This is a genomic window from Streptomyces malaysiense (genome assembly GCF_000980885.2).
Taxonomy (GTDB): Bacteria; Actinomycetota; Actinomycetes; order Streptomycetales; family Streptomycetaceae; genus Streptomyces; species Streptomyces malaysiense.
This window is the reverse complement of sequence record NZ_LBDA02000028.1, coordinates 59,403-72,494: the sequence shown is the minus strand read 5'-3', so window position 1 is coordinate 72,494 and position 13,092 is coordinate 59,403. Positions and strand designations below refer to the sequence as shown.

General features: G+C 73.3%; 10 protein-coding genes. 5 read left to right on the top strand and 5 right to left on the bottom strand.

The window, feature by feature from the left end:
• Positions 1 to 71 precede the first annotated feature (71 nt).
• From VT52_RS12890 to VT52_RS12870, 5 genes are read right to left on the bottom strand one after another with little or no spacing between them, the layout of a single operon-like run.
• Positions 72 to 1,382: a DUF58 domain-containing protein gene (locus VT52_RS12890; protein WP_071387439.1), complete on the bottom strand. Its 1,311-nt coding sequence runs from the start codon at positions 1,380 to 1,382 to the stop codon at positions 72 to 74.
• Entirely contained in the window at positions 1,382 to 2,374 is a 993-nt protein-coding gene (locus VT52_RS12885; protein WP_071387438.1) for an AAA family ATPase, read from the bottom strand. The genes VT52_RS12890 and VT52_RS12885 overlap by 1 nt, the downstream gene beginning before the upstream one ends.
• Positions 2,371 to 3,567 carry a DUF4350 domain-containing protein gene (locus VT52_RS12880; protein WP_071387437.1) on the bottom strand — a complete coding sequence of 399 codons (1,197 nt, stop codon included), beginning with the start codon at positions 3,565 to 3,567 and terminating at the stop codon, positions 2,371 to 2,373. The genes VT52_RS12885 and VT52_RS12880 overlap by 4 nt, the downstream gene beginning before the upstream one ends.
• Entirely contained in the window at positions 3,564 to 4,298 is a 735-nt protein-coding gene (locus VT52_RS12875) for a DUF4129 domain-containing protein (protein WP_420856278.1), read from the bottom strand. The genes VT52_RS12880 and VT52_RS12875 overlap by 4 nt, the downstream gene beginning before the upstream one ends.
• A 52-nt stretch (positions 4,299 to 4,350) precedes the next feature.
• Complete coding sequence (locus VT52_RS12870) at positions 4,351 to 5,697, bottom strand: DUF7847 domain-containing protein (RefSeq protein WP_071387436.1); 1,347 nt, start codon at positions 5,695 to 5,697, stop codon at positions 4,351 to 4,353.
• Positions 5,698 to 5,837: 140 nt separating this feature from the next.
• Between VT52_RS12870 and mtnA the strand changes: the two genes are divergently transcribed.
• The 5 genes from mtnA (at position 5,838) to VT52_RS12845 (ending at position 12,779) form a co-directional block, all read left to right on the top strand.
• Positions 5,838 to 6,980: an S-methyl-5-thioribose-1-phosphate isomerase gene (gene mtnA, locus VT52_RS12865; protein WP_071387435.1), complete on the top strand. Its 1,143-nt coding sequence runs from the start codon at positions 5,838 to 5,840 to the stop codon at positions 6,978 to 6,980.
• A 200-nt stretch (positions 6,981 to 7,180) separates the two neighbouring features.
• Positions 7,181 to 7,870 carry a two-component system response regulator MtrA gene (gene mtrA / locus VT52_RS12860; protein WP_187279108.1) on the top strand — a complete coding sequence of 230 codons (690 nt, stop codon included), beginning with the start codon at positions 7,181 to 7,183 and terminating at the stop codon, positions 7,868 to 7,870.
• A gap of 1 nt (position 7,871) precedes the next feature.
• Entirely contained in the window at positions 7,872 to 9,989 is a 2,118-nt protein-coding gene (gene mtrB / locus VT52_RS12855) for an MtrAB system histidine kinase MtrB (protein ID WP_206306499.1), read from the top strand.
• Complete coding sequence (locus VT52_RS12850; protein WP_046419982.1) at positions 9,979 to 11,811, top strand: LpqB family beta-propeller domain-containing protein; 1,833 nt, start codon at positions 9,979 to 9,981, stop codon at positions 11,809 to 11,811. Before mtrB ends, VT52_RS12850 begins: the two co-directional genes overlap by 11 nt.
• A 116-nt stretch (positions 11,812 to 11,927) precedes the next feature.
• Positions 11,928 to 12,779 carry a ComF family protein gene (locus VT52_RS12845; RefSeq protein ID WP_046419996.1) on the top strand — a complete coding sequence of 284 codons (852 nt, stop codon included), beginning with the start codon at positions 11,928 to 11,930 and terminating at the stop codon, positions 12,777 to 12,779.
• Positions 12,780 to 13,092: the final 313 nt, after the last annotated feature.

Here is a 13,092-nt window from a genome sequence, read left to right as displayed (position 1 = left end):
GGTGCGGGGGCTTTCTGCGTTCACGGGCAGTTTCCGACACGACGCCACCCCGAAGGGCAGCGAATCGGCGCTTACAGCCGACCCGCCGCCTTCAGAGCCAGATACGCGTCCGACAGAGCCGGTGCCAGATTCTCCGGGGTTGCATCGACCACGGTGACCCCGTGCCGGCGCAGCTTGTCCGCGGTGCGCCGACGCTCGTTCTGCGCCTGGGCGGCCGCCGCGGCCTCGTACACCGACTCCGCGCTGCCCCGGGCCTCCGCCATCTGGGCGATATAGGGGTCGGCCACCGCGGCGACCAGGACCGTATGGCGGTGCGTGAGCTGGGGGAGCACCGGAAGCAGCCCCTGTTCGACCGGTGCGGCGTCCAGCGTCGTGAGCAGGACGACCAGGGAACGCCGAGGCGCCGTGCGCAGGGCCATCGAGATCAAACCCCGGTTGTCGGTCTCCAGGAGCTCCGGTTCGAGCGTGGCCATCGCGTTGACGAGGGAGGGCAGTAGCTCGTTGACGGCGCGGCCCTGGACCAGGGCTCGCGTCCGGCGGTCGTAGGCGAGCAGGTCCACGCGGTCACCGGCGCGGGAGGCCAACGCCGCCAGCAGCAGCGCCGCGTCCATGGCGGCGTCCAGCCGAGGTGCGTCGCCCACCCGGCCGGCCGAGGTGCGGCCGGTGTCCAGCACGAGAAGGATGTGGCGGTCGCGTTCGGGGCGCCAGGTGCGCACGGCGACCGTCGTCTGCCGGGCGGTGGCCCGCCAGTCGATCGAGCGGGTGTCGTCACCGGGGACGTACTCGCGAAGGCTGTCGAACTCCGTTCCCTCACCGCGCGTCAAAACGCTTGTACGACCGTCGAGTTCACGCAATCGAGCGAGTTTCGACGGAAGATGCTTCCGGCTGGTGAACGGGGGCAGAACCCGTACAGACCAGGGCACCCGGTGGGCGCCCTGGCGGGAGAACAGCCCGAGGGGGCCGTAGGAGCGGATCGTCACACGGTCGGCCTGGCGGTCGCCCCGGCGGGTGGGACGCAGCCGGGTGACGACCCGTCTGCGCTCGCCCGAAGGCACGGTCATCTGGTGCCGGGACGACTCGACCTCCGTCCCGGGCAGCCAGCTGCTGGGCGGCCAGCCGTCCCGGAGCTTCGCCCGCAGCACCCGGCGCGACGGGTTGGCGACCGTGAGCGTCACCTCGGCCTCCTCGCCGAGCCGGGCGGTGGTGTCGCCCGAGCGGCTCAGGACCAGGCGTCGTACGGGCGCGGCCAGCGCGAAGTCACAGGCGCAGGCCAGGGCCAGCGGACCGTTGACCGCGAGGATGCCCGTCCAGCCCGGTTCCAGGATGCCGACCGGGACGGAGCCGAGGGCCGCGAGCAGGGCGGCGCGTCCGGTGAGCGCCATCAGCGGGGGACCGGGACGTGGGCGAGGACCGCGTTGATGACCGAGTCGGCCGTCACGCCCTCCATCTCCGCCTCGGGGCGCAGCTGGACGCGGTGGCGCAGGGTCGGCAGGGCGAGCGCCTTGACGTCGTCCGGGGTGACGTAGTCCCGGCCGGTCAGCCAGGCCCAGGCGCGGGCGGTGGACAGAAGGGCCGTGGCCCCACGGGGGGACACGCCCATGGTGAGGGAAGGGGATTCGCGGGTGGCACGGCAGATATCGACGACATAGGCCGTGATCTCGGGGGAGACGGTCGTCCCGGCGACCGCGGCGCGGGCCGCCTCGATGTCGGCGGGGCCGGCGACGGGGCGTATGCCCGCGGCGCGCAGATCACGGGGGTCGAAGCCCGAGGCGTGGCGGTTCAGGACGTCGATCTCGTTCTCGCGGGACGGCAGCGGGATCGTCAGCTTGAGCAGGAACCGGTCCAACTGGGCTTCGGGGAGGGGATAGGTGCCCTCGTACTCGACCGGGTTCTGCGTCGCGGCGACGAGGAACGGCTCGGGGAGCGGGCGGGGCGTGCCGTCGACCGTGACCTGGCGCTCCTCCATGGCCTCCAGGAGGGAGGACTGCGTCTTGGGCGGGGTGCGGTTGATCTCGTCCGCCAGCAGGAGGTTGGTGAAGACCGGGCCGGGCTGGAAGGAGAACTCGGCGGAGCGTGTGTCGTAGACGAGCGAGCCGGTGACATCGCTCGGCATCAGATCGGGGGTGAACTGGACACGCTTGGTGTCGAGTTCGAGGGCGGACGCCAGGGCGCGCACGAGCAGTGTCTTGGCGACTCCGGGGACGCCTTCGAGCAGGACGTGTCCGCGGCACAGCAGGGCGACGACGAGGCCGGTCACGGCGGGGTCCTGGCCGACCACGGCTTTGGCGATCTCGGCGCGCAGGGTTTCCAGGGAGGCGCGGGGGTCGCCCGCGGCCTTGGTCAGCCCGGCGTTGTCGGTGGTCGGGTCCATCATGAACGGCGTACCTCTCTTTCGAGGGCGTCGAGTCGGTCGGTGAGTGCGATCAGGGCCGTGTCGTCGTCGGGTGGCGGCCCGAAGAGCAGGGGGCGCAGGTCCTGTCCGTCGCCGGTGAGATGGGCGGACAGCGCGGGAAGCAGGGCCTCGGGCGCGTGCGCCTGGGCGGCGGGCACCCCGACGAGCGGGGCGAGGCGGGTGCGGGCGGCGGAGCGCAGCGCGACGGCGGCGCGGTCGCGGGCGTTGGCCTTGCGGTAGAGACGGGCGCGGCCTTCGGCGGTCTCGGAGGCGCGGATCGCGACGGGGAGCCGTTCGGGCACCAGGGGCCCGAAGCGGCGCCCCCGCCAGAAGGCGGCGAGTACGGCCGCGAGGAACAACTGGAGGGTGGCCCACAGCCAGCCCGGGGGGATCAGGTCGAGGAAGCTCTTGTGGTCGCTGTCGGCGGCGGGGGCGTCGGAGAGCGAGGGGAGGTACCAGACCAGATGGGGGCGGGAGCCGAGGAGTTGCAGGGCGAGCGAGGCGTTGCCCCGCTTGTCGAGGCGGTCGTTGTAGAGGATGTCGGGCGCGCCGAGCACGACGGTGTCGCCCCCGGCGGCGGCCGGGACACGCAGCAGGGTGGCGAGCCGTGCGCTGGGGTAGCAGGAGTCGGCGTCGAGCAGGGTGGTGGTGTAGCGGACGCCACCGGTGTCGGCGCTGCCCGCGCGCCGGGCCTCGCGGAGGGCGCAGTCGGGGGCCAGGGCGGAGCCGAGGCTGTCGGCGGGGTCGGCGCTGACCCCGGGGGCGAGCCGGCCGACGGACCAGCCGCTCGCCGCGACGAGGACGGTGCGTCCGCCGGACGGCGCGGTCGCCCGGTGCAGTTCGCGCTGCTGGCCGTCGGTGAGCCGGTCGGGGACGGCGACCAGGAGGGTGGTGTCGGGGCCCGCGGCGGCGCGGGCGGCGCGCAGGGTGGTGACCACGCGCGTGGTGACCCCGCGGTCGGCGAGCAACTGGGCGACGGCACGGCTGCCGTAGGGGTCGGCGGAGCGTGGGTCGAGCTGACCGTGCCGCTCGGTGGAGCGTACGGCGGCCATGACGACGGCCGCGGCCAGGAGCAGCACGACCGCGAGGACGATGCCTCGTGTCCGGGTCCACACCGCCCGTGCCGTGGGCGCGGTGGAGGTGGCGGCCGAAGGGGGTGCGGCCTCGGCGGTCACTCGGCGGCCCCCCGGCTGGTGGTGTGGGCCGTGGCGGCCGTGCTGTCGGCGTGGGCGGGCCTGGCGCGTTCCAGGTCCCGGTCGAGTTCGGCGAGGCGCTGGTACGACTGCTCGCTCGCGGCGCGTCCGCCGTACGTCACGTCGTCGAACTCCCGGGCGGCGGCGCGGAGCCGGCCGGTGTGTGCGGGCAGCGCGCGGCCGGCCTCGGCGGCGGCCTCGTCGGCGGTGCGGCCGGGCCGGACGTCGAGGACGGTGCGCTCCTCCAGGGAGCGGACGACGGCGCGCATGCGTTCCTGGACGGCCAGGCTCCAGTGGCTCTGGGCCGCGTGTGCCTCGGCGGCCGCGCGGTGCTCGGCGGCGCTGCGCGGGCAGTCGTCGAAGAGGGTGGCCGCGGTGGAGCGGGCCGGGCGGCGCGGGGTGCCCAGGCGCCACCACAGGGCGGCCAGCACGGCGAGGACGAAGAGGATCACGACCAGGAGGCCCACCGCGCCACCGGGGGTCGGTCCGGCGGCGCTGCCGAACAGGTCGTCGAGCCAGTTCCAGAACGCCTTCAGGGCGCGCTCGACCAGGCTGGGGTCGTTCTCGTGGTACATGCGCTTGGCCAGTTCCCGCCGGGCCGCCTCGCGGGCGGGGTCGCGCGGGACGGTCAACGGTGGCGTGTCACCCGGGCCGGCCGCCTGGAGGACGGACGTGCCCGAGGCACGCAGCAGGCCGTGTACGACTGTGGCCACGGCGCCGGGCGGGCCCGGCGCCGTGAACGATCCCCCCGTGAAGAACACCCGGTCAGCTCCCCGGGACGGGGCCGGGGGCGCCGGCGGGGACGCCCTGGACACCTGCGGCGCGGGCCAGTTCGAGGTCGAGGCCCTCGCGCCGGATGCGCTGGTCGATGTAGAGGAACACGGTGACGCAGGCGGAGATCGGCAGGGTGATGGTGATGCCGATCACCGCGCCGATGCCGACGATCATCAGGAAGGTCCAGCTGAGGTGTCCGCCGTTCTGGCCCAGCAGGCCGGACAGGCCGTCGTCGCTCGCCATCAGGGCGATGACGGTGAAGGGGATCGAGATCACCACCCTGACGAGGCCGACGATCAGGCCGGCGAGCAGCTGGATGCCGAGGACGCGCCACCAGGAGCCCTGCACCAGCTTCGTGGAGCGGCGCAGAGAGTGCATGATGCCCTGCTTCTCCAGCATCAGAGCGGGCGCGGCCAGCGAGAAACGCACCGTCAGCCACATGAGGACGACCATCCCGGCCCCCAAGCCGAGGATCAGGAGGGCGACTCCGGCGACCCGGCTGCCGGAGAGGAAGCCGATGATGCCGGGCACCGAGGCGACCAGCATGATTCCGAAGCCGAGAAGGCCGAGCAGGAGCATCTGGCCGAACAGCTTCAGGAGCTGCGGTCGGGCCTCCCGCCACGCCTCGCCCAGGGTGGCCGGCCTGCCGAGGACCGCGCGGCTGGTCACGCTCGTCAGCATCGCGGTGGCGATGAGGGTGCCGATCAGGGTGATCAGGCCCAGGACGACGGAACTGAGGAACGACTCGCCCATGACCCGCAGCGCCTCGGCGGGCGGCATGGGGTCGCCGAAGGACGCCTTCGCGGTGGTCCGGTTCAGGAAGTAGCCCTGGACGAGAACCGCGACGATCTCCGTGACCACCGCGAGCCCGAGGGATATGCCGAGGACCGTGCGCCAGTAGGCGCGCAGGGTCGAGACGGCGCCGTCGAGGATCTCGCCGACGCCGAGCGGGCGCAGCGGGATGACGCCGGGCTTGGCCGCGGCCGGGGGGCCGCCCCAGCCGCCGCCCCAGGCTCCGTGTCCGCCGGGCATCCCGTAGCCGGGGGCGCCGTGGCCAGGGGGGCCTCCGTAGCCACCGGGTGTGCCGGGCCGCGGGCCGCCCCAGGCCGGGCCGGGCGGCGGGTTCTGGCCGGGGGCTCCGGTGGGCGCGGACCACTGGCCGGGTGGCGGCTGCCTGCCGGACCACTGCGGGCCTGGGCCCTGCGGCTGCGGGCCCGGCTGCGGCGCGGGTGCGCCGGAGTCGTTTCCGGGCTGGTCGGCGGTGCCGGACGGAGCGGGTTCCCGTTCCTCGGGCGTCGGGTCGGATCCGGGCGAGGCCCAGCCCGGAGTGTCTGTCATCGGAGCTCCTTCTCGGTGCCCGTCCGCGGTCGCGGCGGCAGGTCGGTGGACATCGTGCCATGGCGTGGTCAAGTCGGGACCTGGCGAGGTGCGGGCCGGATGTCTTCAGTTGGCCGTGGTGTCCGGGGCAGACTGACCGCATGGCTGATCATCAGGCACGAAGCGGCGGGGACGAACGGCCGCCCGGAATACCGGCGATCCGATGGGAGGAACCACCCGAAGGTCCCGTACTGGTCCTTCTCGATCAGACGAGGCTTCCCGCGGAGGAAGTCGAGATGGTGTGCACGGACGCGCCCGCGCTGGTGGAGGCGATCCGTTCGCTCGCCGTGCGCGGGGCGCCGCTGCTCGGTATCGCGGGGGCGTACGGCGTCGCGCTCGCCGCCGCGCGGGGCTTCGACGTGCCCGAGGCGGCGCGCTCCATCGAGGAGTCCCGGCCCACCGCGGTGAACCTGTCCGTCGGCGTGGGCCGGGCACGGGCCGCGCACGAGGCGGAGCTGGCCCGCAGCGGCGACCCGGCCGCCGCGGCGGCGGCCGCCCTGGCCGCCGCGCGGACGCTGCACCGGCAGGACGCCGAGGCCAGCGCCCGGATGGCGGCCCACGGTCTGGCGCTGCTGGACGAGCTGCTGCCCGGCGGTGGGTACCGGCTCCTCACCCACTGCAACACCGGGGCGCTGGTCTCGGGTGGTGAGGGCACGGCCTTCGCGGTGGCGCTCGCGGCGCATCGCGAGGGGCGGCTGCGGCGGCTGTGGGTGGACGAGACGCGTCCACTGCTCCAGGGCGCGCGCCTGACGGCGTACGAGGCGGGCCGCAACGGGATGGCGTACACCCTGCTCGCCGACAACGCGGCGGGCTCGCTGTTCGCGGCGGGCGAGGTGGACGCGGTGCTGATCGGGGCGGACCGGATCGCGGCGGACGGCTCGGTCGCGAACAAGGTGGGCAGCTATCCGCTTGCCGTGCTCGCGCGTCACCACGGGGTGCCGTTCATCGTGGTGGCGCCGCTGACCACGATCGATCCGGACACCCCCGACGGCGCGTCCATCGAGGTCGAGCAGCGTCCCGGCTTCGAGGTGACCGAGGTGATGGCACCGCAGGCGCAGGTGACGGGGCCCGGCGGTGGGATCCCGGTGGCGCCGCTGGGGACGCAGGCGTACAACCCGGCGTTCGACGTGACGCCGCCCGAGCTGGTGACGGCCATCGTCACCGAGGAGGGTGCCGTCACGCCGGTGTCGGGTGAGGCGCTCGCGGCAGTCTGCAAGCGGGCGCGCGAGGCCTCGGCCTACTGACCGGAGCGCGGCGCCGGACCCATGTCCGGCGCCGCTGGTGCCTGTCTCCCGGATGCTGCCGAGGGCCGTTCCGGGGTCGCGGGAGGAAGGCCCTGGGCGCCCGTGGGACGGCCGGGGCAGACAGTGACGGCTCCGTACGACTATCGTCACAGGCCAGTGAGCCTGCTCACCTGCACCTCTGTCGTCGTTACGAGAATGGGATGATGTCGTTTATGAAGGGACGAGTCCTTGTCGTCGACGACGACACCGCACTGGCCGAGATGCTCGGCATCGTGCTGCGTGGTGAAGGTTTTGAGCCGTCTTTCGTAGCCGACGGCGACAAGGCGCTGGCCGCGTTCCGTGAGAGCAAGCCCGATCTGGTGCTGCTCGACCTGATGCTGCCCGGACGGGACGGCATCGAGGTGTGCCGGCTGATCCGCGCCGAGTCCGGCGTGCCGATCGTGATGCTCACGGCCAAGAGCGACACCGTCGACGTCGTGGTCGGGCTGGAGTCGGGCGCCGACGACTACATCGTCAAGCCGTTCAAGCCGAAGGAACTGGTGGCGCGGATCCGGGCGCGGTTGCGGCGCTCCGAGGAGCCGGCGCCCGAGCAGCTGACCATCGGTGACCTGGTCATCGACGTGGCGGGGCACTCGGTGAAGCGGGACGGGCAGTCGATCGCGCTGACCCCGCTGGAGTTCGACCTGCTGGTCGCGCTCGCCCGCAAGCCCTGGCAGGTCTTCACCCGCGAGGTGCTGCTCGAACAGGTGTGGGGCTACCGCCACGCTGCCGACACCCGCCTGGTCAACGTGCATGTCCAGCGGCTGCGTTCCAAGGTCGAGAAGGACCCGGAGCGACCGGAGATCGTGGTGACCGTCCGTGGCGTCGGTTACAAGGCGGGACCGAGCTGACGTGTCCGGGGACAGTGTCGTTTCGGGGTCCGGCATGCCCGGGGACCGTCCGAAGCGGACTGTCGGCCGGACGGCGGCGGGTACCCGCTTGAGGCGCCTCTTCGAGGGCGGACTGCTCCAGGGCGGGGTGCAGGGCAGCCCGGTCCTGCGGCTCTTCCTGCGCTGGGTGCGCCGGCCGCTGCTGCCGGTGATGCGGTTGTGGCGGCGCAACATCCAGCTCAGGGTCGTCGCCACCACGCTGCTCATGTCGCTGGGCGTCGTCCTGCTGCTCGGCTTCGTCGTGATCGGGCAGGTGCGCAACGGACTGCTGGACGCGAAGGTGCGCGCCTCGCAGAGCCAGGCCACGGGCGGCTTCGCGGTGGCCAAGCAGCGCGCCGACGAGGCGGCGGGCACCAACGGCACGGCCACCGGCACCACGCCCGGCACCGCCGACGGCAGCACGGACGGCACCGCGGGCGCGGACGGCCGGCCCACGCAGAACGTCATCCAGTGGATGAGCGACCTCGTGGAATCGCTGTCCAGCGGCGGCGCGGGCGCCTTCGACGTGGTGACGCTGCCCGTCGGCGACGACAGCGGCGGCGGCCGCAGCCCGCGCGGCTCCGGCAACGTCAACCCGACCTCCAGCGTCCCCTCCGACCTGCGCGACCGGGTCAACAGCGGCACGACGGCCGCCCAGAGCTATACCCGGATCGTCTACTCCAACGGCAAGGACGCGCAGCCCGCGCTGGTCATCGGCAAGCAGGTCAACGACCCGAACGGGCGGCCGTACGAGCTGTACTACCTCTTCCCGCTCACGCAGGAGGAGAAGTCCCTCAGCCTGGTCAAGGGCACCCTGGCGACCGCCGGCCTGTTCGTCGTCGTCCTGCTCGGCGCCATCGCCTGGCTGGTGGTGCGGCAGGTCGTCACGCCGGTGCGGATGGCGGCCGGGATCGCCGAGCGGCTGTCCGCCGGTCAGCTCCAGGAGCGCATGAAGGTCACCGGCGAGGACGACATCGCCCGGCTGGGCGAGGCGTTCAACAAGATGGCGCAGAACCTCCAGGGCAAGATCCAGCAGCTGGAGGACCTGTCGCGGATGCAGCGCCGGTTCGTCTCGGACGTCTCGCACGAACTGCGTACCCCGCTGACGACGGTCCGGATGGCCGCCGATGTCATCCATGAGGCCCGCGAGGACTTCGACCCGGTGACCGCGCGCTCCGCCGAACTGCTCGCCGACCAGCTGGACCGCTTCGAGTCGCTGCTCGCCGACCTGCTGGAGATCAGCCGCTTCGACGCGGGCGCGGCGGCCCTGGAGGCCGAGCCGATCGACCTCAGGGAGGTCGTACGGCGTGTGGTCGGCGGCGCCGAGCCGCTCGCCGAGCGCAAGGGCACCCGGATACGGGTGGTCGGCGACCTCCAGCCCGTGGTCGCCGAGGCCGACGCCCGGCGGGTGGAGCGGGTGCTGCGCAATCTCGTCGTCAACGCCGTCGAGCACGGCGAGGGCAAGGACGTCATCGTCAAGCTGGCCGCCGCGGGCGGCGCGGTCGCCGTTGCGGTGCGCGACTACGGCGTCGGGCTCAAGCCGGGCGAGGCCACCCGTGTGTTCAGCCGCTTCTGGCGGGCCGACCCGGCCCGCGCCCGCACCACCGGCGGCACCGGCCTCGGGCTGTCGATCGCCCTGGAGGACGCGCGGCTGCACGGCGGCTGGCTCCAGGCCTGGGGCGAGCCGGGCGGCGGTTCGCAGTTCCGGCTGACGCTGCCCAGGACCGCGGACGAGCCGCTGCGGGGCTCGCCGATACCGCTGGAGCCCAAGGACGCGCGTCGCAGGCGCCGCCCCGACGGCTCCGGGACGCCCCGTACGGAGAAGCGGGCGACCGTTCCGGCGCAGCAGAGCGGCGGTCATGCGCCCGCGCTGCCGCCGCGTGCCCCCGCCGTGCCCACCGCCGACCCGACCGCCCTGCCCGGGAACGGCAACGGCGCGCGCGTGGTGCCCCGGCCCACGGGGCCCGTACGGCGTCCGGAGGAGCGGCCCGCCGCCGATCCGGGGGCGGACGCCGGGGCCGTACGACGGGAATCCGGTCCGCGGGAGCCGGCCGGGCCGGAGGATTCGACCGAGCCAGGGGAGGCATTTCGTGGGCGCTGACCGCGAGGGGGGCGCCCGGCGGAAGCCATGGCGCGCGGCGGCGTGCTCCGCCGTGGGGGTCGTTCTGCTGGCCGGGTGCGCCTCGATGCCCGACAGCGGTGATCTGCGGGACGTGGAATCCACGCCCCGGCAGGACACCGGGGTACGGGTGTTCGCCATGCCGCCCGCCGAGGACGCCAACCCGGGCGAGATCATGCAGGGCTTCCTGGAGGCGCTGACCAGCGACGACCCGGCGTACGACACAGCGCGCAAGTACCTGGCGAAGGACGCCGCGCGCACCTGGCGGCCGGAGCGGTCGACCACGGTCCTCGCGAACGGGCCGAGCATCGAGACCGACTGCCGGGCGGGCAGCCGGGAGGCGGCCAACAGCGTCACCTGTGTGCTGACCGGCACCCGGGTCGCCACGGTCGACGCCCAGCAGGCGTACCAGCCCGCGGCCGGCACCTACCGCAAGAAGGTGCACCTGACCCGGGACGGCAAGTCCGGGCAGTGGCGCATCGACGAGCTGCCCGACGGCGTGGTCATGGGCAAGTCGGACTTCCAGCGCAACTACACGTCCGTCGACAAGTACTACTTCGCCTCCGGCACGTCGGTCGGGTCGGCCAGGGAACCGGTGGCGGTCGCCGATCCGGTGTCCGTGCGCAGCAAGGTGGACGCCATGACGCAGATGGTCCGCTCGCTGCTGAGCGGGCCGTCCAGCTGGCTCGCGCCGGTGGTGCGTTCCAGCTTCCCGACCGGTACGGCCCTCCAGAAGGGCGTGTCACAGCTGGCGCCCGACGACCAGAACCGGCTGACGGTGCCCCTGGAACTCAAGCCGTCGCGCGTTGCGACGTCCAGGTGCACCGAGATGGCCACCCAGCTGCTGTTCACGCTGCGGAACCTGGCGCCGACCCTGGAGTCCGTCGAGCTGGAGGGCACCGGCGGGCACCGGCTGTGCGATCTGACCGAGGAGCGCGCCGAGTCCGCCGCCTGGCACGCCTCGTCCAAGCGGCCCGAGTACCTGTACTACGTCGACGGCAAGCACCGGCTGGTGCGGATGCCGACCGGGAGCACCGGCACCGGGTCCGTGCAGGTGCCGGGCGCGCTCGGCGAGGGCGACAAGACGCTCCGGTCGGTGGCCGTCTCGCGGGACGAGCACAGTGTGGCCGCGGTCGACGACTACGGCGCGTCGCTGCGCGTGACGTCGCTGACCTCGGACAGCTCGCTCGGGGCCGCGCTTGTCACCAGCAAGGGCCCGACGCCCGCCGACCGGCTGACCACACCCAGCTGGGACGCCCGGGGCGACCTCTGGGTGGCCGACCGCGACCCGCGGGCCACGGGTCTGTACGTCGTGGAGCACGGCACCGGCAGGGCGCAGAAGGTCACCGTCCCGGACCTGCAGGGCCGGATCAAGGACGCCCGGGTGGCCGCCGACGGCGTGCGGGTCGCGCTGGTCGTGGAGAAGGGCGGTGAGCAGTCCCTGATGATCGGCCGGATCGAGCGCGGGGACCGGACCGGCGAGGCGCCCTCGGTGGTCGAACTCCGTTCCGCCGCTCCCGACTTGGAGCAGGTCAGCGCCATGACCTGGGCGGGGGACAGCAGGCTGCTGGTGGTCGGCCAGGAGCAGGGCGGCGTGCAGCAGATGCGTTACGTCCAGGTCGACGGCGCCACCCTCGACGGTCCGGCGCCCGGCGCGCTGCCCGGACTGAAGGCGATCGCCGCCTCCGAGGACGACCGGGCGCCGCTGGTGGCCTACTCGGACGACGGGATCGTCCGGCTGCCGAGCGGGACGCAGTGGCAGAAGGTCGACAAGGACGGAACGGCACCGGTCTACCCGGGCTGACCGGACCGGAGGAAAAGGCCTGGTCGAGGCGCCCGGACAACGGCTTGTGCGAGTTGTCCACAGGCTGTCGTCCACAGGGGTGGTGGGCCGGCTCCGGCCTTGGCACAGTGGTGGTCATGCGGGGGTGGTTGCGTGACCTCACCGACCTGGTGCTGCCGACCGACTGCGCGGGCTGCGGAGCACCTCGTACGGCGCTCTGCGCGTGCTGCCGGACCGCGCTGGCCGGGAGCGCGCCCCGGCGGGTGCGACCGCAGCCGGAGCCGGCGGGACTTCCCGCGGTGTACGCGTCGGCGCCGTACGCGGAGGCGGTGCGCGCACTGCTTCTCGCACACAAGGAGCGGGGCGCTCTGACCCTGACGGGAGCGCTGGGCACGGCCTTGGCGAGGGTCGTGCGGGCGGGCCTCGACGCGTCGGCCGGGACCGGGGCCGGGACCGCGGGGACCGTCGTGCTCGTACCCGTGCCCTCCGCGCGGTGGGCCGTACGGGCGCGGGGACACGATCCGGTACGGCGGATGGCGCTCGCGGCGGCCGGGGAGCTGCGGCGCACCGGGACAGCGGCCCGGGTGGCGGCGGTACTGCGCCAGCGCAGACCCGTGGCGGACCAGGCGGAGCTGGACGCGCGCCGACGACTGGCGAACCTCGCGGGCGCGCTGGAGGTGACGGCGGGCGGGGACCGGCTGCTCGCCGGGGGCCGGGTCGTGCTGGTGGACGACCTGATCACCACCGGCGCCAGTCTCGCGGAGGCGGCACGGGCTCTGCGAATCGGCGAGTCAAGAGCTGTGTACAAGAACGCAACTCGGGAAGTAAGGGAAGAACGAAGCACGGGAGGACCGGAGAAGGCGAAGTGGGAGACGGGGAAGTGGGTGCATGGTGCAGCGAATAAGACGCCCGCGAACGCCCTCGGGCCGCCGCTGCGCGCGGCCGTGATCGCCGCTCCTGCGGATTCTTTCGAAAGAAACAGGAACTGACCGCCGACCTGCATCGTTGCAGGTAGTGAGAGGGTTTATTCACCCGAACGGAGGTACGCCGCAGTAGAGGGTGACGACATCCGTCCGGGCGAGATATGTTCGGTTGTGAGGAAAGAGGCGCAGGCCGCACCTCTCATATCCGAATGCCGTGCTGCGGGTTTTCCACAATCACCCGCGCCGGTAGGGGTGCAGATCCCGCCCTTGGGGGAGGAGGAGGTGGACGTCACCGAGTCCGAGGTCCGGTGCCCACCGGGCCTGGTGCAAAAGGGAGATGCTCCGCCGAAGCAGCGGAGCGATCCGGGAACGGAGTTCT

Bases quoted from the DNA above. Each gene is read 5' to 3' on its own strand.
- VT52_RS12845 (WP_046419996.1), top strand. From the start codon at position 11,928: ATGCGGGGGTGGTTGCGTGACCTCACCGACCTGGTGCTGCCGACCGAC.
- VT52_RS12885 (WP_071387438.1), bottom strand. From the start codon at position 2,374: ATGATGGACCCGACCACCGACAACGCCGGGCTGACCAAGGCCGCGGGC.
- mtrA (WP_187279108.1), top strand. From the start codon at position 7,181: ATGATGTCGTTTATGAAGGGACGAGTCCTTGTCGTCGACGACGACACC.
- VT52_RS12890 (WP_071387439.1), bottom strand. From the start codon at position 1,382: ATGGCGCTCACCGGACGCGCCGCCCTGCTCGCGGCCCTCGGCTCCGTC.
- mtnA (WP_071387435.1), top strand. From the start codon at position 5,838: ATGGCTGATCATCAGGCACGAAGCGGCGGGGACGAACGGCCGCCCGGA.
- VT52_RS12870 (WP_071387436.1), bottom strand. From the start codon at position 5,697: ATGACAGACACTCCGGGCTGGGCCTCGCCCGGATCCGACCCGACGCCC.